Below are 21165 nucleotides of genomic sequence, written 5' to 3'. Positions count from 1 at the left end.
TCTGCCGACATGCCGCCCGGGTGCCGCAGGCAAGGGGCGCCCCACCACGCAGAAGACCGGCGCCGACGCGCCGGCACCCAGGGAGTGAGTTCGGTTGCCGACCGCCATCGTCACCGGTCAGCCGGTCCCCGGATCGTCGCTCGAGAGCGATCTGCGGTCCCTCGGCTTCGACGTCCGGATGGCGGAGAGCACCGCCGAGACCGAGACTCTGCTCGCGGCCGCCCCCGCCGGTGATCGCGTGGCCGTGGTCGACGCCGGTTTCGTCGGCCATGTGCACGCCCTGCGGCTCGGCCTGACCGACCCCCGCTTCCCGCTCGCCGCCGTCCCCGGCGCCGTCACCGCGCAGCCGGCCGCCCGGCAGGCGCTGACCCGCGCCGTGGCCCGGGAGACCTCCTCGGGCGGCGGCACCGCGGTGGCCGTCGGCAGCCTGGCCGACCGGATCGTCACCGAGCTGGACGCCGACGGCAGCGAGGTCCACCGCCCCGAGCTGGGCAGCCTCGTCGCCGTCGTACCCGCCGACCCGCAGGCCCGCAACGAGGCGCGGCAGGCCGTCGCCGCCGTGGACGACGAGGCCGTGCGCCTGAAGTCGGCCGTGAAGTCCCGCGACGGCTTCTTCACCACGTACTGCATCAGCCCGTACTCGCGCTACCTCGCCCGCTGGTGCGCGCGCCGCGGTCTGACCCCGAACCAGGTCACCACCGCCTCGCTGCTCACCGCGCTGATCGCGGCGGGCTGCGCGGCCACCGGCACCCGCGGCGGTTTCATAGCCGCCGGCGTCCTGCTGATCGCCTCCTTCGTGCTGGACTGCACCGACGGTCAGCTCGCCCGCTACGCCCTGAAGTACTCCACCCTCGGCGCCTGGCTCGACGCCACCTTCGACCGGGCCAAGGAGTACGCCTACTACGCCGGGCTCGCCCTGGGCGCGGCCCGCGGCGGCCATGACGACGTCTGGGCGCTCGCGCTCGGCGCGATGGTCCTCCAGACCTGCCGGCACGTGGTCGACTTCTCCTTCAACGAGGCCAACCACGACGCCACCGCCAACACCAGCCCCACCGCCGCCCTCTCCGACAAGCTGGACAGCGTCGGCTGGACGGTCTGGGTGCGCCGGATGATAGTGCTGCCGATCGGTGAGCGCTGGGCGATGATCGCGGTCCTGACCGCCGTCACCACCCCGCGGATCACCTTCTACGCGCTGCTCGTCGGCTGCGCCTTCGCCGCCACGTACACCACCGCGGGCCGGGTGCTGCGCTCGCTGACCCGCAAGGCGCACCGCACCGACCGCGCCGCGCAGGCACTGGCCGACCTCGCCGACTGCGGCCCGCTCAGCGAGGCGGTCGGGCGTGTCGCCCGGCGCGGTCTGCCCGGCCTCGCCGTCCCCGCCGTCGCCCTGCTCGGCGGCGCCGCGGTCGTCGCCTGCTCGGCCCTCTCCGGCTACGGCTCGGTGGTGCCGGTGATCGGCGCCCTGGTCTACGTCCTCACCTCGGCCCTCGCCGTCGCCCGCCCGCTCAAGGGCACCCTCGACTGGCTGGTCCCGCCGTTCTTCCGCGCCGCCGAGTACGGCACCGTCCTCGCGCTCGCCGGTAAAGCGGGCGTGAACGGGGCGCTTCCCGCGGCTTTCGGGCTGGTGGCGGCGGTCGCCTACCATCACTACGACACGGTGTACCGCATCCGCGGCAACGCCGGAGCGCCGCCGGCCTGGCTGGTGCGCTCCATAGGGGGGCACGACGGGCGCACCCTGCTCGTCACCGTCCTGGCCGCGGCGCTCACCGCCGCGCAGTTCACGGCCGCGCTCACGGTGCTCGCCGTGATCGTCGCCCTGGTGGTGCTCGCGGAGAGCATCCGGTTCTGGGTGTCCGCAGGGGCACCCGCCGTACACGATGAAGGAGAAACCGCATGATCGGCCTCGTGCTGGCGGCCGGCGCCGGACGGCGTCTGCGCCCCTACACGGACACCCTGCCCAAGGCGCTGGTGCCGGTGGGGCCCGCGGGCATGGAGGGCGAGCCCACGGTTCTCGACCTCACCCTCGGCAACTTCGCGGAGATCGGGCTGACCGAGGTCGCGATCATCGTCGGCTACCGCAAGGAGGCCGTCTACGCCCGCCAGGCCGCCCTTGAGGAGAAGTACGGCCTCAAGCTCACCCTGATCGACAACGACAAGGCCGAGGAGTGGAACAACGCCTACTCCCTGTGGTGCGGGCGCGACGCGCTCAAGGAGGGTGTGATCCTCGCCAACGGCGACACCGTGCACCCGGTCTCGGTCGAGAAGACGCTGCTGGCCGCCCGCGGTGACGGCAAGAAGATCATCCTCGCGCTGGACACCGTGAAGTCCCTGGCGGACGAGGAGATGAAGGTCGTCGTCGACCCCGCCAAGGGCATGACGAAGATCACCAAGCTGATGGACCCGGCCGAGGCGACCGGTGAGTACATCGGCGTGACCCTGATCGAGGGCGACGCGGCCGAGGAGCTGGGCGACGCGCTGAAGACGGTCTGGGAGACCGACCCGCAGCAGTTCTACGAGCACGGCTACCAGGAGCTGGTCGACCGCGGCTTCCGGATCGACGTGGCGCCCATCGGCGATGTCTCCTGGGTCGAGATCGACAACCACGACGACCTGGCCAAGGGGCGGGAGATCGCGTGCCGCTACTGACCCGGCTGATCCCCTCGCCGGTCGTCGTGGACATCCGTCCGGGTGCCCTGGACGACCTGGCCGGCGTCCTCGCCGACGAGCGCATCTCCCAGTCGGGCCGCCTCGCCGTCGCCGTCAGCGGCGGCTCCGGCGCCCAGCTGCGCGAGCGCCTCGCCCCCTCGCTGCCCGGCGCCTCCTGGTACGAGGTGGGCGGCGGCACCCTGGACGACGCGATCCGGCTGGCCGGCGAGATGAAGTCCGGCCACTACGACGCGGTGGTCGGGCTCGGCGGCGGCAAGATCATCGACTGCGCCAAGTTCGCCGCGGCCCGGATCGGCCTGCCCCTGGTCGCCGTGCCCACCAACCTCGCGCACGACGGCCTGTGCTCGCCGGTCGCCACGCTCGACAACGACGCGGGGCGCGGCTCCTACGGTGTGCCGAACCCGATCGCGGTCGTCATCGACCTGGACGTGATCCGTGCCGCTCCGGCCCGCTTCGTCCGGGCCGGTATCGGCGACGCCATCTCCAACATCAACGCGATCGCGGACTGGGAGCTGTCCCACCGGGTCAACGGCGAGAAGGTCGACGGGCTCGCCGCGGCCATGGCCCGCCAGGCCGGCGAGGCGGTGCTGCGGCACCCCGGCGGCATCGGCGACAACGGCTTCCTCCAGGTGCTCGCCGAGGCGCTGGTCCTCAGCGGTATCTCGATGTCGATCTCCGGCGACTCCCGGCCCTCCTCCGGCTCCTGCCACGAGATCAACCACGCGTTCGACCTGCTGTTCCCCAAGCGCGCGGCCGCCCATGGCGAGCAGTGCGGACTCGGCGCGGCCTTCGCGATGTATCTGCGCGGGGCCCACGAGGAGGCCGGGCACACCGCCCAGGTGCTGCGCCGGCACGGGCTTCCGGTGCTGCCGGAGGAGATCGGCTTCACCGTGGACGAGTTCGTCCGCGCCGTGGAGTTCGCGCCGGAGACCCGGCCCGGCCGCTACACCATCCTCGAACACCTCGACCTCAAGCCGAACCAGATCAAGGACATCTACGCCGACTATGTCAAGGCCATCGGTAGCTGAACTCCGTCCGGTCGTCCACCCCGCCGGGGTGAAGGACCGGCGCAGCGGTGAGCACTGGGCGGGACGCCTCTACATGCGTGAGGTCTCCCTGCGCATCGACCGCTACCTGGTGAACACCAGGGTCACGCCCAACCAGCTCACGTACCTGATGACCCTGTGCGGTGTGCTCGCGGCCCCGGCCCTGCTGGTGCCGGGGATCTGGGGCGCGATCCTCGGCGTGGTCGCCACCCAGCTGTACCTGCTGCTGGACTGCGTCGACGGCGAGATCGCCCGCTGGCGCAAGCAGTACTCCCTCGCCGGTGTCTACCTGGACCGGGTCGGCGCCTACCTCACCGACGCGGCCGTGCTGGTCGGCCTCGGGCTGCGCGCCGCCGACCTGTGGGGCTCCGGCCGTATCGACTGGCTGTGGGCCTTCCTCGGTACCCTGGCCGCGCTCGGCGCGATCCTGATCAAGGCGGAGACCGACCTGGTCGGTGTCGCCCGGCACCAGACCGGCAAGCCGCCGGTGCAGGAGGCCGCCGCCGAGCCGCGTTCCTCCGGGATGGCGCTGGCCCGCCGGGCCGCCTCGGCGCTGAAGTTCCACCGGCTCATCCTCGGTATCGAGGCCTCGCTGCTGATCGTGCTCCTCGCCATCGCGGACCAGATCCACGGCGACCTGTTCTTCACCCGGCTCGGCACCGCCGTCCTCGCGGGCATCGCCCTGCTCCAGACGCTGCTGCACCTGGTGTCCATCCTCGCCTCCAGCAGGCTGAAGTGAGCGCGGCCGCGCGCGTCGGCGCCGTCATCATCACCATGGGCAACCGGCCCGAGGAGCTGCGCGCCCTGCTCGACTCGGTCGCCAAGCAGGACGGTGACCCCATCGAGGTGGTCGTCGTCGGCAACGGCTCCCCGGTGCCCGACGTCCCCGAGGGCGTGCGCACCGTCGAGCTGCCGGAGAACCTGGGCATCCCGGGCGGCCGCAATGTCGGCATCGAGGCGTTCGGCCCCGGCGGCCAGGACGTCGACATCCTGCTCTTCCTGGACGACGACGGCCTGCTCGCCCGGCACGACACCGCCGAGCTGTGCCGCGAGGCGTTCGCCGCCGACCCGCAGCTGGGCATCATCAGCTTCCGCATCGCCGATCCCGAGACCGGTGAGACCCAGCGCCGCCATGTGCCCCGGCTGCGCGCCGCGGACCCGATGCGCTCCTCGCGGGTGACCACCTTCCTGGGCGGCGCCAACGCGGTGCGCACCAAGGTGCTCGGCGAGGTCGGCGGGCTGCCCGCCGAGTTCTTCTACGCCCATGAGGAGACCGATCTGGCCTGGCGGGCGCTGGACGCCGGCTGGCTGATCGACTACCGCTCCGACATGGTGCTGTTCCACCCGACGACCGCGCCCTCGCGGCACGCCGTCTACCACCGCATGGTGGCCCGCAACCGCGTCTGGCTCGCCCGGCGCAACCTCCCCGCCCCGCTGGTCCCCGTCTACCTGGGCGTGTGGCTGCTGCTCACGCTGGCCCGACGGCCCTCGCGGCCGGCCCTCGTGGCCTGGTTCGGCGGCTTCAAGGAGGGCTGGACCACGCCCTGCGGTCCGCGCCGTCCGATGCGCTGGCGCACGGTCTGGCGGCTCACCCGGCTGGGCCGTCCTCCGGTCATCTGAGAAGCTTCTTACCTGAACAGCAAGCTTCTTACTGAGAGAGTCCGGGTTCTTACTCGTGAGTCACACAACGCATGACGCCGGTGTCGCGGTGAGCGCGATACCGTCGCCCGATGAGGGGCTGACGCCGGCCGAGCTGGCCGCCAGGTACGGGCTCGCCGTCAGCGGCGCCCGTCCCTCGCTGGTGGAGTACGTCCGTCAGCTCTGGAGCCGGCGCCACTTCATCCTCGCCTTCTCGCAGGCGAAGCTGACGGCGCAGTACAGCCAGGCCAAGCTCGGGCAGCTGTGGCAGGTCGCCACCCCGTTGCTGAACGCGGCCGTGTACTACTTCATCTTCGGCGTCATCCTGCACGCCAGCCGCGGCATGTCCCATGATGTGTACATCCCGTTCCTGGTCACCGGCGTCTTCGTGTTCACCTTCACGCAGAGCTCGGTCATGTCGGGTGTGCGCGCCATCTCCGGGAACCTCGGCCTGGTGCGCGCCCTGCACTTCCCGCGCGCCTCGCTGCCCGTCTCCTTCTCGCTCCAGCAGCTCCAGCAGCTGCTGTTCTCGATGATCGTGCTGTTCATCGTGGCGATCGGCTTCGGCAGCTACCCCGGCATGTCCTGGCTCCTGATCGTGCCGATCCTGGCGTTGCAGTTCCTGTTCAACACCGGTCTCGCGCTGATCGTGGCCCGCATGGGCGCCAAGACGCCGGACATGGCGCAGCTGATGCCGTTCGTGCTGCGCACCTGGATGTACACCTCCGGCGTGATGTTCTCCATCAGCACGATGATGGCGGACCGCCCGGAGTGGGCGGTGCGGCTGCTCCAGGTCAACCCGGCCGCGATCTACATGGACCTGATGCGCTTCGCGCTGATCGACGGCTACGGCGCCTCGAACCTGCCCCCGCATGTGTGGGCGATCGCGGCGTTCTGGGCCGTGGCGGTCTTCGCCGGCGGCTTCGTGTACTTCTGGAAGGCGGAGGAGCGGTACGGCCGTGGCTGAGCAGAACGCCGAGCAGAACCCCCAGCAGAGCACCACGGACACCGGCGAGCGCCGTCCGACGGTCATCGCGGACGATCTGCACATCGTCTACCGGGTCAACGGCGCCAAGACCGGCAAGGGCAGCGCGACGGCCGCCCTCAGCCGGATCCTCAAGCGCGGCGAGGAGCGGGGCGTGCGCAAGGTGCACGCCGTGCGCGGGGTCTCCTTCGTCTCCTACCGCGGCGAGGCCATCGGCCTGATCGGCTCCAACGGCTCCGGCAAGTCCACCCTGCTGCGCGCCATCGCCGGCCTGCTGCCCGCGGAGCGGGGCAAGGTCTACACCGACGGCCAGCCCTCCCTGCTGGGTGTGAACGCGGCCCTGATGAACGACCTGACCGGCGAGCGCAACGTCATCCTGGGCGGTCTCGCCATGGGCATGTCGCGCGAGCAGATCAGGGAGCGCTATCAGGACATCGTCGACTTCTCCGGGATCAACGAGAAGGGCGACTTCATCACCCTGCCGATGCGCACCTACTCCTCCGGTATGGCCGCCCGGCTGCGTTTCTCGATCGCGGCCGCCAAGGACCACGACGTCCTCATGATCGACGAGGCTCTGGCCACCGGTGACCGCAAGTTCCAGAAGCGCTCCGAGGAACGCATCCGGGAACTGCGCAAGGAGGCCGGCACGGTCTTTCTGGTCAGCCACAACAACAAGTCCATCCGCGACACCTGCAACCGCGTGCTGTGGCTGGAACGCGGTGAGCTGCGCATGGACGGGCCGACCGAAGAGGTGCTCAAGGAGTACGAGAAGTTCACCGGCAAGTGAACTGTTTCGGCCAGGGCCCCGCCGGCAACCTTCCGGCGGGGCCCCGCGTCTGCAAAGGAAGCGTCAACTCCCAAGCCTGTCAGGAATCTTGGCGCCAATCGGTGTGTTCTTGTGATGTGCGGGACACCCCCTCGAATCTTGATGTGTTGTACAACGTAAGCTGTACCGGTGCCGGAAAGCGGCAAGTGGGGCGATAATGCGCGACACCCTGCGCCAGGCCACGCCCCGCGAATTGCCGGGCGGCGTGTCCGAAATAGTGTGTATTGGGTCGGCAGTGTAGAACGGGAGATGTGACGGCAATGGCTACGGAAACTCCCCAGCTCAACGCAGCATGTGCCGTTGCCGCCCCGGGCGTCGCCCGATGACGGCCACCACGAGGGCGCCGGACCTGGAACGCGCCACCCTCGACAAGGCCGCGAGCGAGAACTTCCCCGTGGCCCCCTTCTTCCTGCCCCGCGACTGGCGCGACGACCTCATGGCGGTCTACGGCTTCGCCCGTCTGGTCGACGACATCGGCGACGGAGACCTCGCCCCCGGCGGAGCCGACGCCGAACTGCTCGGCGTGTCGGCCACCGACGCCGACGACCGGCTGCTGCTGCTCGACGCCTTCGAGGCCGATCTGCGCCGGGTCTTCGACGCCACCCCGAGCCACCCCCTGCTGCGCCGGCTCCAGCCCGTCGTACGGCGCCGGGCGCTCACCCCCGAGCCGTTCCTCGGCTTGATCGCCGCCAACCGCCAGGACCAGCTCGTCACCCGGTACGAGACGTACGACGACCTCCTCGCCTACTGCGAACTGTCCGCCAACCCCGTCGGCCGCCTCGTCCTCGCCGTCACCGGCACCTCGACCCCCGAGCGGATCCGTCTGTCCGACGCGATCTGCACCGCGCTCCAGATCGTGGAACACCTCCAGGACGTCGCCGAGGACTTCGGCCACGACCGGATCTATCTTCCGGCCGAGGACATGAAGCGCTTCCACGTCACGGAAACCGATCTGTCCGCGAAAACCGCGGGCGCATCGATGCGCGCCCTGGTTGCATACGAAGCACAACGCGCCCGCGATCTGCTGAATGAAGGCGCCCCCCTGGTGGGTAGCGTCCACGGCAGGTTGAAGCTGCTGCTCGCAGGGTTCGTGGCGGGGGGAAGGGCGGCGGTCCGCGCGATCGCCGCCGCCGAATACGACGTTCTTCCCGGCCCGCCCAAACCAGGCAAGGTCCAGTTGCTGCGTGAGGCGGGCGTGATTCTGCGAGGAGAGGGGTGATCCGGACCGTGGAGTCTGCGTCGCACGTGTCCGCACCGGTGCTCGCCGCCTACCGCTACTGCGAGACGGTGACCGGACAGCAGGCCCGTAACTTCGCGTACGGCATCCGGCTGCTGCCCACACCGAAGCGGCGCGCCATGTCGGCGCTGTACGCGTTCTCACGGCGTGTCGATGACATCGGCGACGGTGATCTGGCCGACGACGTGAAGGTGGCACGGCTCCAGGAGACCCGGGCCCTGCTCGCCCGGATCCGGGAGGGCGGCATCGAGGAGGACGACACCGACCCGGTGGCCGTCGCGCTCACCCATGCCGCCGACGCCTTCCCGATCCCGCTCGACGGCCTGGACGAGCTGATCGACGGCGTCGAGATGGACACCCGCGGGGAGACCTACGAGACCTGGGACGACCTGAAGGTCTACTGCCGGTGTGTCGCCGGTGCCATCGGCCGCCTCTCGCTCGGCGTGTTCGGCACCGAACCGGGCGCCCGCGGCGCCGAGCGCGCCGCCGAGTACGCCGACACGCTCGGGCTCGCGCTCCAGCTCACCAACATCCTCCGGGACGTCCGCGAGGACGCCCTGGGCGGCCGTACGTATCTGCCCGCCGACGACCTGGCCAAGTTCGGCTGCGCGGCCGGATTCGAGCGGCCCACCCCGCCGGAGGGCTCCGACTTCGCCGGCCTCGTGCACTTCGAGGTCCGCCGCGCCCGTGCCCTTTTCGCCGAGGGCTACCAGCTGCTGCCCATGCTCGACCGGCGCAGCGGCGCCTGCGTGGCCGCCATGGCCGGCATCTACCGCCGCCTCCTGGACCGCATCGCGCGCGACCCCGAGGCCGTGCTGCGCGGCCGGGTCTCGCTGCCCGGCCACGAGAAGGCGTACGTCGCCGTGCGCGGTCTGTCCGGCCTCGACACCCGGCAGGTCACCCGTCATGGCGCCGGGCGATCCGTCGGGAGGCGCGTCTGATGGACCTCACCGAACCAGCGGACTTCCACCGGGCAACCCCGCGCCACGGCGTGGCGTCCCTGACTGCGACGACCGTACGTGCACCGTTCAACCAGCACGGCCGGCACGCACGGAAGGACGCACCATGAGCGACGGCGCACGCCCCGCACCGGGACAGCGCACTCCCGAGAGCGCGGCCCGCGGCGCCGTCGTGATCGGCGGCGGCCTCGCCGGCATCACCGCGGCGCTCGCCCTCGCCGACGCGGGCGTCCGCGTCACCCTGCTCGAAGGCAGGCCCAGGCTGGGCGGCCTCGCCTTCTCCTTCCAGCGCGGCGAACTGACCGTCGACAACGGCCAGCATGTGTACCTGCGTTGCTGCACCGCCTACCGCTGGTTCCTCGACCGGATCGAGGGCGCGGCGCTGGCGCCGTTGCAGGACCGCCTGGACGTGCCCGTCGTGGACCTCGCCAAGCCCGAGGGCCGGCGGCTCGGCAGACTGCGGCGCGACCCGCTGCCCGTGCCCCTGCATCTGGGGCGCAGCCTGGCCGCCTATCCGCACCTCTCGCTCGCCGAGCGCGCCTCCGTCGGGCGTGCCGCGCTCGCGCTCAAGGGTCTCGACCTCGCCGATCCGACCCTGGACACCCAGGACTTCGGCAGCTGGCTGGCCGCCCACGGCCAGTCGGCGCGTGCCATCGAGGCCCTGTGGGACCTGGTCGGGGTCGCCACCCTCAACGCGGTCGCGGGCGACTCCTCGCTGGGGCTCGCCGCGATGGTGTTCAAGACCGGTCTGCTGTCCGACCCGGGAGCGGCCGACATCGGCTGGGCCCATGTCCCGCTGGGCGAACTGCACGACCGGCTGGCCCGCAGGGCGCTCGACTCCGCGGGCGTGCGTACCGAGGTCCGTTCACGCGTCACCTCCGTCTCTGCCATGGAGAACGGTGGCTGGTGCGTCGAGGTTCCCGGCGAGCGCATCAAAACGGACGCGGTCGTCCTCGCCGTACCCCAGCGCGAGGCGTACGAACTGCTGCCGCCCGGCGCCCTCGACGCCCCCGAGCGGCTGCTCGAGATCGGCACCGCGCCCATCCTCAACGTGCATGTGGTGTACGACCGCAAGGTGCTCGCGCGGCCCTTCTTCGCCGCCCTCGGCACCCCCGTGCAGTGGGTCTTCGACCGCACCCACGCCTCCGGGCTGCGCTCGGGCCAGTACCTCGCGCTGTCCCAGTCGGCCGCGCAGGACGACATCGACCTCCCCGTCGCGGAGCTCCGCGCGCGCTACGTCCCGGAGTTGGAGAAGCTCCTCCCGGGCACGCGCGGCGCCGTGATCGAGGACTTCTTCGTGACCCGGGAGCGTACGGCGACGTTCGCGCCCACCCCCGGCGTCGGGCGTCTGCGGCCCGGCGCCCGCACCAAGGCATCCGGCCTGTACCTGGCCGGAGCGTGGACCGCCACCGGGTGGCCCGCGACCATGGAGAGTGCGGTCCGTAGCGGAGTGAGCGCGGCCGATGCCGCGCTCCGCGCCCTGGGCCGGCCCCGTCCGAGCCGTCTCTTCGCCTTCGAGGAGGCGGCCTGATGCCTCATCGGCAGCCGGCGGCAGGCCCCCGCACCTTCGGTACCGCAACAAGAGGAGAGACTGTGCCCACTGTGCCCCCGGCCTCGACGGAGACCGCGGTGGACGTCACCGCGCTGCTGGAGCGCGGACGGACCCTGGCCACACCGGTCCTGCGTGCGGCCGTCGACCGCCTCGCTCCTCCCATGGACACCGTCGCCGCCTACCACTTCGGCTGGATCGACGCCGCCGGCAACCCGGCCGACGGCGACGGCGGCAAGGCCGTACGTCCCGCGCTCGCCGTGCTCTCCGCCGAGGTCACCGGCAGTGCGCCCGAGACCGGTGTGCCGGGCGCCGTCGCCGTGGAACTGGTCCACAACTTCTCGCTGCTGCACGACGACCTGATGGACGGCGACGAGCAGCGCCGCCACCGCGACACCGTCTGGAAGGTGCACGGCCCCGCCCAGGCCATCCTGGTCGGCGACGCCCTGTTCGCGCTGGCCAACGAGCTGCTGCTGGAGCTCGGTTCGGTCGAGGCCGGCCGCGCCACCCGCCGGCTCACCACCGCCACCCGCGCCCTGATCGACGGTCAGGCCCAGGACATCTCCTACGAGCACCGCGACCGCGTCAGCGTCGAGGAGTGCCTGGAGATGGAGGGCAACAAGACCGGCGCGCTGCTCGCCTGCGCCTCCTCCATCGGCGCGGTCCTCGGCGGCGCCGACGACGCCACCGCCGACGCGCTGGAGCGCTACGGCTACCACCTCGGACTCGCCTTCCAGGCCGTGGACGATCTGCTCGGCATCTGGGGCGACCCGGAGGCCACCGGCAAGCAGACCTGGAGCGATCTGCGCCAGCGCAAGAAGTCGCTGCCGGTGGTCGCCGCGCTCGCGGCCGGCGGACCCGCCTCCGAGCGGCTCGGCGAGATCCTCGCCGCCGACGCCAAGAGCAGCGACTTCGAGAACTTCTCCGAGGAGGAGTTCGCGGCCCGCGCCGCCCTCATCGAGGAGGCGGGCGGCCGCGAATGGACCGCCGAGGAGGCGCGCCGCCAGCACACCATCGCCGTCAGCGCCCTGGACGCGGTCACCATGCCGGACCAGGTGCGGGCCGCCTTCACGGCCCTCGCCGACTTCGTCGTCGTACGAAAGAGATGATCACTATCGGTCGAACCACCCTCGCGTAGTCGCCGGCCGGTGTCGCGACAGGAAGCACACCGGCCGACGGCGGACCCACAGCAGCACGTCTCGCACGACTGTACGAAGGGGAAGCCATGACAGCGACGACCGACGGAAGCACCGGGGCCACCTTGCCGTCCCGCGCTGCCGCGGCCAGCGACACCACCCTCACGACCCCCGAGGCGGCCGGGGCACCGGAAGCCGCCGCACAGGCCGCCCGCCGTGCCACCGACTTCCTGCTCTCCCGGCAGGACGCCGAGGGCTGGTGGAAGGGCGACCTGGAGACCAACGTCACCATGGACGCCGAGGACCTGCTGCTCCGCCAGTTCCTGGGCATCCAGGACGAGCGCACCACGCAGGCCGCCGCGAAGTTCATCCGCGGCGAACAGCGCGAGGACGGCACCTGGGCCACCTTCTGGGGCGGACCCGGCGAACTGTCCACCACCATCGAGGCGTACGTCGCCCTGCGGCTGGCCGGCGACACGCCCGACGCCCCGCACATGGCGCGGGCCGCCGCCTGGATCCGTGAGCGCGGCGGTATTGCCGCCGCCCGGGTCTTCACCCGTATCTGGCTCGCCCTGTTCGGCTGGTGGAAATGGGAAGACCTGCCGGAGATGCCCCCGGAACTGATCTGGTTCCCCGGCTGGATGCCGCTGAACATCTACGACTTCGGGTGCTGGGCCCGGCAGACGATCGTGCCGCTGACCATCGTCTCGGCCAAGCGCCCGGTGCGTCCCGCGCCCTTCGCGCTGGACGAGCTGCACACCGACCCGGCGAACCCCAATCCGCCCAAACCCCTTGCGCCCGCGAACACCTGGGACGGTGCCTTCCAGCGCCTGGACCGGGCGCTCAGGCAGCTGCGCAAGGTCGTCCCGCGCCGGCTGCGCAAGGCCGCGATGAACGCCGCCGCCCGCTGGATCATCGAGCGGCAGGAGAACGACGGCTGCTGGGGCGGCATCCAACCCCCGGCCGTGTACTCGGTCATCGCCCTGCATCTGCTCGGCTACGACCTCGAACACCCCGTACTGCGCGAGGGGTTGGCCTCGCTGGACCGGTTCGCCGTCTGGCGCGAGGACGGCGCCCGGATGATCGAGGCCTGCCAGTCCCCGGTATGGGACACCTGCCTGGCCGCCATCGCGCTGGTCGACGCCGGGCTGCCCGTCGACCACCCCCAACTGGTCAAGGCCGCCGACTGGTTGCTCGGCGAGGAGATCGTCCGGCCCGGCGACTGGGCCGTAAAACGCCCCCAACTTCCGCCGGGCGGCTGGGCGTTCGAGTTCCACAACGACAACTACCCGGACATCGACGACACCGCCGAGGTCTCCCTCGCGCTGCGCCGGATCCGGCACCACGACCCGGAGCGCACGGATAGGGCGATCGGGCGCGCGGTGCGCTGGAACCTCGGCATGCAGTCGAAGAACGGCGCCTGGGGCGCCTTCGACGTCGACAACACAAGCCCGTTCCCCAACCGGTTGCCGTTCTGCGACTTCGGCGAGGTCATCGATCCGCCGTCCGCGGACGTCACCGCGCACGTGGTGGAGATGCTCGCCGCCGAGGGTCTCGCCCATGACCCGCGCACCCGGCGCGGCATCGCCTGGCTGCTCGCCGAACAGGAGGAGAACGGGGCGTGGTTCGGCCGCTGGGGCGTCAACTACATCTACGGCACCGGGTCGGTGGTCCCGGCGCTGACCGCGGCCGGGCTGCCCGCCTCGCACCCGGCGATCCGGCGAGCGGTGACCTGGCTGGAGTCGGTCCAGAACGACGACGGCGGCTGGGGCGAGGACCTGCGCTCCTACAAGCACGCCAGGGAATGGGCCGGCCGGGGCGCCTCCACCCCCTCGCAGACCGCGTGGGCGCTGATGGCCCTGCTCGCGGCGGGGGAGAAGGACTCCAAGGCCGTCGAGCGGGGCATCCAGTGGCTCGCCACCACCCAGCGGGAGGACGGCACCTGGGACGAGCCGTACTTCACCGGCACCGGCTTCCCCTGGGACTTCTCCATCAACTACCACCTGTACCGGCAGGTGTTCCCGCTCACCGCGCTCGGCCGGTATCTGCACGGGGACCCCTTCGAGCGGCAGCTGCTCGCCAGGACCCCCCGGCCGCGGCCCGAGGCGGCCAAGCCCGCCGGGCCACCGCTCTCCGAGGCCAAGGGGAGCTGATGTGAACGTCCAGCCCGCCCCGGCCCCGCTGCTGATCGCCTGCGCGCTCGGCATCGAGCACCTCGCGCTGCGCTCGGGCGATCGCGGCGGAGCCGGCGGGCCGGTCACGTTCGTCCGTACCGGGATGGGGCCGCGGGCGGCGCAGCGCTCCCTCACCCGGCACCTGGCCCGGCCCGCGCTCACCGATGCCGCCGTGGTGGCCACCGGTTTCTGCGCGGGCCTCGCCCCCGGGATGCACCCCGGTGACCTGGTGGTCGCCGAGGAGACCCGGGACCCGCACGGCACCGTGCCGTGCGTGGCCACCGAACTGCTGGTGAAGGAACTCGCGCGGCTGCTGCCCGGCCGCACGGTCCACACCGGCCCGCTCACCGGCTCCGATCATGTCGTCCGCGGCCCCGAACGGTCCGCCCTGCGCGCGACCGGCGCGATCGCCGTCGACATGGAGTCCGCGGCCACCCTGCTCAGAGCCGTGACCGCGGGCGAACGCCCGGTCGCCGCCGTCCGGGTGGTCGTCGACACTCCCGAACACGAACTCGTCCGGATCGGCACCGTGCGCGGTGGAATATCAGCATTCCGTGTTCTTCGTTCCGTACTTCCCGCATATTTCGAATGGCACCGTTCTTTGCTGCTCCCCCGGAGGTGAGCCCAGATGGCCATGCCGTTGCGCCAGTCCATCAAGGTCGCTACATACCTGGCCGAACAGAAGTTCCGCAAGCGGGACAAGTTCCCGCTCATCGTGGAGCTCGAACCGCTCTTCGCGTGCAACCTCAAATGCGAGGGCTGCGGCAAGATCCAGCATCCGGCCGGGGTGCTCAAGCAGCGCATGCCGGTCGCCCAGGCGGTGGGCGCGGTGCTCGAATCGGGTGCGCCGATGGTCTCCATCGCGGGCGGCGAGCCCCTGATGCACCCTCAGATCGATGAGATCGTGCGGCAGTTGGTGGCCAAGAGGAAGTACGTCTTCCTGTGCACCAACGCGATGCTGCTGCGCAAGAAGATTGAGAAGTTCACCCCCTCGCCCTACTTCGCCTTCGCGGTGCACATCGACGGGCTGCGCGAGCGGCACGACGAGTCCGTTGCCAAGGAAGGCGTGTTCGACGAGGCGGTGGCGGCCATCAAGGAGGCCAAGCGGCGCGGCTTCCGGGTGACCACCAACTCCACCTTCTTCAACACCGACACCCCGCAGACCGTCATCGAGGTGCTCAACTTCCTCAACGACGACCTGAAGGTGGACGAGATGATGATCTCGCCCGCCTACGCCTACGAGAAGGCCCCCGACCAGGAGCACTTCCTCGGTGTGGAGCAGACCCGCGAGCTGTTCCGGAAGGCGTTCTCGGGCGGCAACCGCAAGAAGTGGCGGCTCAACCACTCCCCGCTCTTCCTGGACTTCCTGGAGGGCAAGGTCGACTTCCCGTGCACCGCGTGGGCGATCCCGAACTACTCGCTCTTCGGCTGGCAGCGTCCCTGCTACCTGATGAGCGACGGGTACGTGCCGACGTACCGGGAGCTGGTGGAGGACACCGACTGGGACAAGTACGGCCGCGGCAAGGACCCGCGGTGCGCCAACTGCATGGCGCACTGCGGCTACGAGCCCACCTCCGTGCTCGCCACCATGGGCTCCCTGACGGAGTCGCTGCGGGCCCTGCGCGAGACGGTCTCGGGAAACCGGGAGTAAAGCGATGACCGCCGTACCCTTGGGCGTTCCCGAGGTGCCGGCCCGGCAGGTGGCCCCGCGGCGGCGGTCGCGGGAGATCCACGTCGGGCCGGTGGCGGTCGGGGGCGGGGCGCCGGTCTCGGTGCAGTCGATGACGACGACCCGTACGTCGGACATCGGCGCCACCCTCCAGCAGATCGCCGAACTCACCGCGTCCGGCTGCCAGATCGTCCGCGTCGCCTGCCCCACGCAGGACGACGCGGACGCCCTCGCCGTCATCGCGCGCAAGTCGCAGATCCCGGTGATCGCGGACATCCACTTCCAGCCCAAGTACGTCTTCGCGGCCATCGAGGCGGGCTGCGCGGCGGTCCGGGTCAACCCGGGCAACATCAAGAGGTTCGACGACCAGATCGCCCAGATCGCGCGCGCCGCGAAGGACCACGGCACACCGGTCCGGATCGGGGTCAACGCCGGTTCGCTGGACCGGAGATTGCTCCAGAAGTACGGCAGGGCGACGCCGGAGGCGCTGGTCGAGTCGGCGTTGTGGGAGGCGTCGCTCTTCGAGGAGCACGACTTCCGGGACATCAAGATCTCGGTCAAGCACAACGACCCGGTCGTGATGATCGAGGCGTACCGCCAGCTGGCCGAACAGTGCGACTACCCGCTGCACCTCGGTGTCACGGAGGCCGGCCCCGCGTTCCAGGGCACCATCAAGTCGGCCGTCGCGTTCGGGGCGTTGCTCTCCCGGGGCATCGGCGACACCATCCGTGTCTCGCTGTCCGCGCCGCCGGTGGAGGAGGTCAAGGTCGGCATCCAGATCTTGCAGTCGCTGGGGCTGCGCGAGCGGCGTCTGGAGATCGTCTCCTGCCCCTCCTGCGGCCGCGCCCAGGTGGATGTCTACCGGCTCGCGGACGAGGTCACCGCGGGGCTCGACGGCCTCGAAGTGCCGCTGCGGGTGGCGGTGATGGGCTGTGTGGTCAACGGCCCCGGAGAGGCCCGTGAGGCCGATCTGGGAGTTGCCTCGGGCAACGGAAAGGGGCAGATCTTCGTCAAGGGGGAGGTCGTGCGGACCGTCCCGGAGTCCCGGATCGTCGAGACCCTGATCGAGGAGGCGCAGCGGCTCGCCGAGCGGATGAAGTGAGTCCACATAACTGCACGGAGCGAGAGGGGGCCACGAACGTGACGATTCTGGAGACGATCCGGCAACCGCGTGATCTGAAGGGGCTGTCCGGGGCGGAACTCGGCGTACTGGCCGAGGAGATACGCGAGTTCCTGGTGCAGGCGGTCTCGCGTACCGGTGGTCATCTCGGGCCCAACCTGGGCGTGGTGGAGCTGACCATCGCCCTGCACCGGGTCTTCGAGTCACCGGTCGACCGGATCCTCTGGGACACCGGCCATCAGACCTACGTACACAAGCTTCTGACAGGACGTCAGGACTTCTCCAAGCTGCGCGGCAAGGGCGGTCTGTCCGGCTACCCCGCGCGCGAGGAGTCGGAGCACGACGTCATCGAGAACAGCCACGCCTCCACCGCGCTCGGCTGGGCCGACGGCCTCGCCAAGGCGCGCGAGGTGAAGGGGGAGCGCAGCCATGTGGTCGCCGTCGTCGGAGACGGCGCGCTGACCGGCGGCATGGCCTGGGAGGCGCTGAACAACATCGCGGACGCCCCGGACCGGCCGCTGATCATCGTCGTCAACGACAACGCGCGCTCCTACGCCCCCACCATCGGCGGGCTCGCCGACCATCTGGCCACCCTGCGCACCACCGACGGCTACGAGAAGGTGCTCGCCTGGGGCAAGGAGGCGCTCCGGCGGACCCCCGTCGTCGGCGCGCCGCTCTACGAGTCCCTGCACGGCGCCAAGAAGGGCTTCAAGGACGCCTTCGCCCCCCAAGGGCTCTTCGAGGACCTGGGCCTGAAGTACGTCGGCCCGGTCGACGGGCATGACATCGGAGCCGTCGAGTCCGCGCTGCGCCGCGCCAAGCGCTTCCACGGACCGGTCCTGGTGCACTGCCTGACCGAGAAGGGCCGCGGCTACGAGCCCGCGCTCGCCGACGAGTTGGACCGCTTCCATGCCATCGGCGTGATGGACCCGGCGACCTGCGAACCGCTCACCGCCACCGGCGGGCGGTCCTGGACCTCGGTGTTCGGCGAGGAGATCGCACGGATCGGCGAGGAGCGCGAGGACGTCGTCGCGATCACCGCAGCGATGCTGCACCCGGTCGGTCTCGGCGCCTTCGCCGAACGCTTCCCGGAGCGGGTGTGGGACGTGGGCATCGCCGAACAGCACGCGGTCACCTCGGCCGCCGGGCTCGCCACCGCGGGACTGCATCCGGTCGTCGCCCTCTACGCCACCTTCCTCAACCGCGCCTTCGACCAGGTGCTGATGGATGTCGCCCTGCACCGCTGCGGGGTCACCTTCGTCCTCGACCGGGCCGGCGTCACCGGTCCCGACGGCGCCTCCCACAACGGCGTGTGGGACATGTCGCTCCTCCAGGTGGTGCCGGGACTGCGGATCGCCGCCCCGCGCGACGCGACCCGGTTGCGCGCCCAGTTGCGGGAGGCGGTGGCCGTGGAGGACGCGCCGACCGTGGTGCGGTTCCCGAAGGAGGACGTCGGACCGGACATCCCGGCCCTCGACCGGGTGGGCGGCATGGATGTGCTGCATCGCGCGCAGCGGGCGAAGGTGCTGCTGGTCGCCGTCGGTGTGATGGCGCCGGTGTGCCTCGGCGCGGCGGAACTCCTCGCGGAGGGCGGCACCGGCTGCACGGTGGTCGACCCCCGGTGGGTCAAGCCGGTCGATCCCGCCCTGCCGCAACTCGCCTCGGAGCACCGCATGGTGGCCGTGGTGGAGGACAACAGCCGTGCCTCCGGCGTCGGTTCTGCCGTCGCCGGAGCCCTCAGGGATGCCGGAGTCGACGTGCCGGTACGGCAGTTCGGCATCCCGGACCAGTTCCTGCCGCACGCCAAACGCAGTGAAGTACTGGCCGACCTCGGTCTCACCCCGGTGGAGATCGCCGGACGCATTTCAGCGAGCCTGGCCGTCAAGGATGCCGACGGCACCGTCAAGGAGAGTGAATGACCAGCGAGTTCGACCTCGGCGCCCTGCTCGCCGAGCGCGGAGCCGAGCGGTACGAGCTGCACACCAAGTACCTCAACCCGCAGCTCCCGCGCATGTTGCACACCATCGGCTTCGACAAGGTCTACGAGCGCGCCGAGGGCGCCCACTTCTTCGACGCCGACGGCAACGACTACCTGGACATGCTCGCCGGGTTCGGGGTGATGGGCCTCGGCCGCCACCACCCGGTCGTCCGCAAGGCGCTGCACGACGTCGTCGACATGGACCTCGCCGACCTCACCCGGTTCGACTGCCAGCCGCTGCCCGGACTGCTCGCCGAACGGCTGCTCGCCCACAGCCCGCACCTGGACCGGGTGTTCTTCGGCAACAGCGGCACCGAGGCGGTCGAGACGGCCCTGAAGTTCGCCCGCTACGCCACCGGCCGGCCCCGGGTCCTGTACTGCGAGCACGCCTTCCACGGGCTGACCACCGGCTCGCTGTCCGTCAACGGGGAGAGCGGCTTCCGCGACGGCTTCGCCCCGCTGCTGCCCGACACCGCCGTACCCCTCGGCGATCTCGACGCCCTGGCGCGGGAGTTGAAGAAGGGCGACGTGGCCGCGCTGATCGTGGAGCCGATCCAGGGCAAGGGCGTGCACGAGGCGCCGCCCGGCTATCTGCGCGCGGCCCAGGAGCTGTTGCACAAGCACAAGGCCCTGCTGATCGCGGACGAGGTGCAGACCGGCCTCGGCCGCACCGGCGACTTCTACGCCTATCAGCACGAGGACGGCGTGGAGCCGGACCTGGTGTGCGTCGCCAAGGCCCTGTCCGGCGGGTATGTCCCGGTCGGCGCGACCCTCGGCAAGGACTGGATCTTCAAGAAGGTCTATTCGTCCATGGACCGCGTCCTGGTGCACTCGGCGAGCTTCGGCGCCAACGCCCAGGCGATGGCGTGCGGCCTCGCCGTGCTGTCGGTCATGGAGAACGAGCAGATCGTCGCGGGCGTGCGCACCACGGGCGAGCTGCTGAGGTCCCGGCTCACCGAGCTGATCGACAAGTACGAGCTGCTGTCCGATGTGCGCGGCCGGGGCCTGATGATCGGCATCGAGTTCGGCAAGCCGTCCTCGCTGAAGCTGCGCAGCCGCTGGGCCATGCTCCAGGCCGCCCGCAAGGGCCTGTTCGCCCAGATGGTCGTCGTACCGCTGCTCCAGCGGCACCGGATCCTCACCCAGGTCTCCGGCGACCACCTGGAGGTCATCAAGCTGATCCCGCCGCTGGTCTTCGGCGAGGCCGACGTGGACCGGTTCATCGAGGGCTTCGCCGCGGTCATGGACGACGCGCACAGCGGCGGCGGCCTGATGTGGGACTTCGGCAAGACACTGATCAAACAGGCGGTCGCCAACCGCTGAGCGGTCAGTACACGAGCGTGGCCTTTTGCCTCCGAGGCAAGAAAATTGCCCCACGGGCAAAAGTGGGGCTGAATAGAGGCATGAACGCCTCAGATGCCGCATCGCCTGCGGCGGGCCAGGGTGAGGATCTGCCCGCCGTAGCGCCGCAACTGCGCGCACTGCGCCGACGGGCCGGTCTCACCCTGGAGGCCGCGGCCCGGGACGCCGGACTCTCACCGGCCCATCTGTCCCGGCTGGAGACCGGGCAGCGACAGCCCTCGCTGCCGATGCTGCTCGCGCTCGCCCGTATCTACGGTACGACGGTCTCCGAACTCCTCGGCGAACGGGTCGCCGACCAGAACGCGATCGTCCGCGCCGCCGACATGGACCCGACCCGGGCCGCCGGGTGGACCTACTTCCAGGCCGGAGCCCCCGGCCGCGGCATGCAGGCCCTGCGGGTGCACGCGCCCTACGGCACCCAGGGCGACATCGTGCGGGTCCACCCCGGCGAGGAGTGGCTCTATGTCCTCAAGGGACGGCTGCGGCTGCGCCTCGGCGACGCCACGCATCTGCTCGCCCCCGGCGACAGCGCCCACTTCGACTCGCTCACCCCGCACCGCCTCGCCGCCGAGGACCCGGACGGCGTGGAGCTGCTGTTCGTCCACACCCTGCTACAGAGCCCCACGGCCGCGCTGTGCCTGGGGCACCTGAACGGAGAGCTGCTATGAGCAACCTCGAGACCAAGTTCCCCCGTTCCCTGTGGATCCGGCTGCTCATCTACATCGCCCTCGGGCACGTCCTGGCCGCGTTCCTCTATCTGCTCTTCGCGGTCGGCGCCAAGAGCTGAGCCCGCGCCCGCGCACACGGCGGGCGCGGACC

General features: G+C 70.9%; 20 protein-coding genes. All 20 read left to right on the top strand.

The features are described 5' to 3' along the window. The first annotated feature begins 94 nt into the window (after positions 1–94). Positions 95–1897, top strand: coding sequence for a DUF5941 domain-containing protein (locus HEP81_RS05855; protein ID WP_037659599.1), 1803 nt, complete (start codon positions 95–97; stop codon positions 1895–1897). Next, positions 1894–2646, top strand: a complete 753-nt coding sequence (locus HEP81_RS05850; protein WP_182789516.1) for a phosphocholine cytidylyltransferase family protein — start codon at positions 1894–1896, stop codon at positions 2644–2646. The genes HEP81_RS05855 and HEP81_RS05850 overlap by 4 nt, the downstream gene beginning before the upstream one ends. Beyond that, positions 2634–3695 carry an iron-containing alcohol dehydrogenase family protein gene (locus tag HEP81_RS05845; RefSeq protein ID WP_037657480.1) on the top strand — a complete coding sequence of 354 codons (1062 nt, stop codon included), beginning with the start codon at positions 2634–2636 and terminating at the stop codon, positions 3693–3695. The genes HEP81_RS05850 and HEP81_RS05845 overlap by 13 nt, the downstream gene beginning before the upstream one ends. Beyond that, entirely contained in the window at positions 3673–4452 is a 780-nt protein-coding gene (locus HEP81_RS05840) for a CDP-alcohol phosphatidyltransferase family protein (protein WP_078967447.1), read from the top strand. The genes HEP81_RS05845 and HEP81_RS05840 overlap by 23 nt, the downstream gene beginning before the upstream one ends. Before the next feature lie 35 nt (positions 4453–4487). Next, a complete protein-coding gene (locus tag HEP81_RS05835) occupies positions 4488–5333 on the top strand; it encodes a glycosyltransferase family 2 protein (RefSeq protein ID WP_078967449.1) in 846 nt (281 codons plus the stop codon). A gap of 55 nt (positions 5334–5388) precedes the next feature. Beyond that, positions 5389–6318, top strand: a complete 930-nt coding sequence (locus HEP81_RS05830) for an ABC transporter permease (protein WP_037657476.1) — start codon at positions 5389–5391, stop codon at positions 6316–6318. After that, positions 6311–7123 (top strand): ABC transporter ATP-binding protein, encoded by an 813-nt coding sequence (locus tag HEP81_RS05825; RefSeq protein WP_037657474.1) that lies wholly within the window; start codon positions 6311–6313, stop codon positions 7121–7123. The genes HEP81_RS05830 and HEP81_RS05825 overlap by 8 nt, the downstream gene beginning before the upstream one ends. A gap of 361 nt (positions 7124–7484) precedes the next feature. Beyond that, positions 7485–8381, top strand: coding sequence for a squalene synthase HpnC (hpnC, locus tag HEP81_RS05820; RefSeq protein ID WP_037657472.1), 897 nt, complete (start codon positions 7485–7487; stop codon positions 8379–8381). Further along, entirely contained in the window at positions 8378–9340 is a 963-nt protein-coding gene (gene hpnD / locus HEP81_RS05815) for a presqualene diphosphate synthase HpnD (RefSeq protein ID WP_037657468.1), read from the top strand. Before hpnC ends, hpnD begins: the two co-directional genes overlap by 4 nt. Continuing rightward, complete coding sequence (locus HEP81_RS42590; RefSeq protein WP_220511668.1) at positions 9340–9468, top strand: DUF6380 family protein; 129 nt, start codon at positions 9340–9342, stop codon at positions 9466–9468. The genes hpnD and HEP81_RS42590 overlap by 1 nt, the downstream gene beginning before the upstream one ends. After that, positions 9465–10889: a hydroxysqualene dehydroxylase HpnE gene (hpnE, locus tag HEP81_RS05810; protein ID WP_037657465.1), complete on the top strand. Its 1425-nt coding sequence runs from the start codon at positions 9465–9467 to the stop codon at positions 10887–10889. Before HEP81_RS42590 ends, hpnE begins: the two co-directional genes overlap by 4 nt. Beyond that, positions 10889–12016: a polyprenyl synthetase family protein gene (locus tag HEP81_RS05805; RefSeq protein ID WP_093681208.1), complete on the top strand. Its 1128-nt coding sequence runs from the start codon at positions 10889–10891 to the stop codon at positions 12014–12016. The genes hpnE and HEP81_RS05805 overlap by 1 nt, the downstream gene beginning before the upstream one ends. A 116-nt stretch (positions 12017–12132) precedes the next feature. Beyond that, a complete protein-coding gene (gene shc, locus HEP81_RS05800; RefSeq protein WP_037657463.1) occupies positions 12133–14196 on the top strand; it encodes a squalene--hopene cyclase in 2064 nt (687 codons plus the stop codon). Position 14197: 1 nt separating this feature from the next. After that, on the top strand, positions 14198–14839 hold the full coding sequence (locus tag HEP81_RS05795) for a phosphorylase family protein (protein WP_037657462.1): 642 nt from the start codon (positions 14198–14200) through the stop codon (positions 14837–14839). Positions 14840–14845: 6 nt separating this feature from the next. Then, complete coding sequence (hpnH, locus tag HEP81_RS05790; RefSeq protein ID WP_037657461.1) at positions 14846–15868, top strand: adenosyl-hopene transferase HpnH; 1023 nt, start codon at positions 14846–14848, stop codon at positions 15866–15868. Between the two features lie 4 nt (positions 15869–15872). After that, positions 15873–16988 (top strand): flavodoxin-dependent (E)-4-hydroxy-3-methylbut-2-enyl-diphosphate synthase, encoded by a 1116-nt coding sequence (gene ispG, locus HEP81_RS05785; RefSeq protein ID WP_037657456.1) that lies wholly within the window; start codon positions 15873–15875, stop codon positions 16986–16988. Between the two features lie 38 nt (positions 16989–17026). Then, positions 17027–18925 (top strand): 1-deoxy-D-xylulose-5-phosphate synthase, encoded by a 1899-nt coding sequence (gene dxs, locus HEP81_RS05780; protein WP_037657449.1) that lies wholly within the window; start codon positions 17027–17029, stop codon positions 18923–18925. After that, positions 18922–20307 (top strand): aspartate aminotransferase family protein, encoded by a 1386-nt coding sequence (locus HEP81_RS05775; RefSeq protein ID WP_037657447.1) that lies wholly within the window; start codon positions 18922–18924, stop codon positions 20305–20307. Before dxs ends, HEP81_RS05775 begins: the two co-directional genes overlap by 4 nt. 80 nt (positions 20308–20387) lie before the next feature. Continuing rightward, the gene (locus tag HEP81_RS05770; RefSeq protein ID WP_037657445.1) at positions 20388–21014 is read left to right on the top strand and encodes a helix-turn-helix domain-containing protein; all 627 of its coding nucleotides are present in this window, start codon (positions 20388–20390) and stop codon (positions 21012–21014) included. Continuing rightward, on the top strand, positions 21011–21133 hold the full coding sequence (locus tag HEP81_RS05765; RefSeq protein ID WP_037657443.1) for a DUF6126 family protein: 123 nt from the start codon (positions 21011–21013) through the stop codon (positions 21131–21133). Before HEP81_RS05770 ends, HEP81_RS05765 begins: the two co-directional genes overlap by 4 nt. Positions 21134–21165: the final 32 nt, after the last annotated feature.

It is taken from the genome of Streptomyces griseofuscus, from assembly GCF_014673495.1.
Taxonomy (GTDB): domain Bacteria; phylum Actinomycetota; class Actinomycetes; order Streptomycetales; family Streptomycetaceae; genus Streptomyces; species Streptomyces murinus.
Note: the sequence above shows the minus strand (reverse complement) of the source record. Positions and strands in the feature narration are given on the sequence as shown.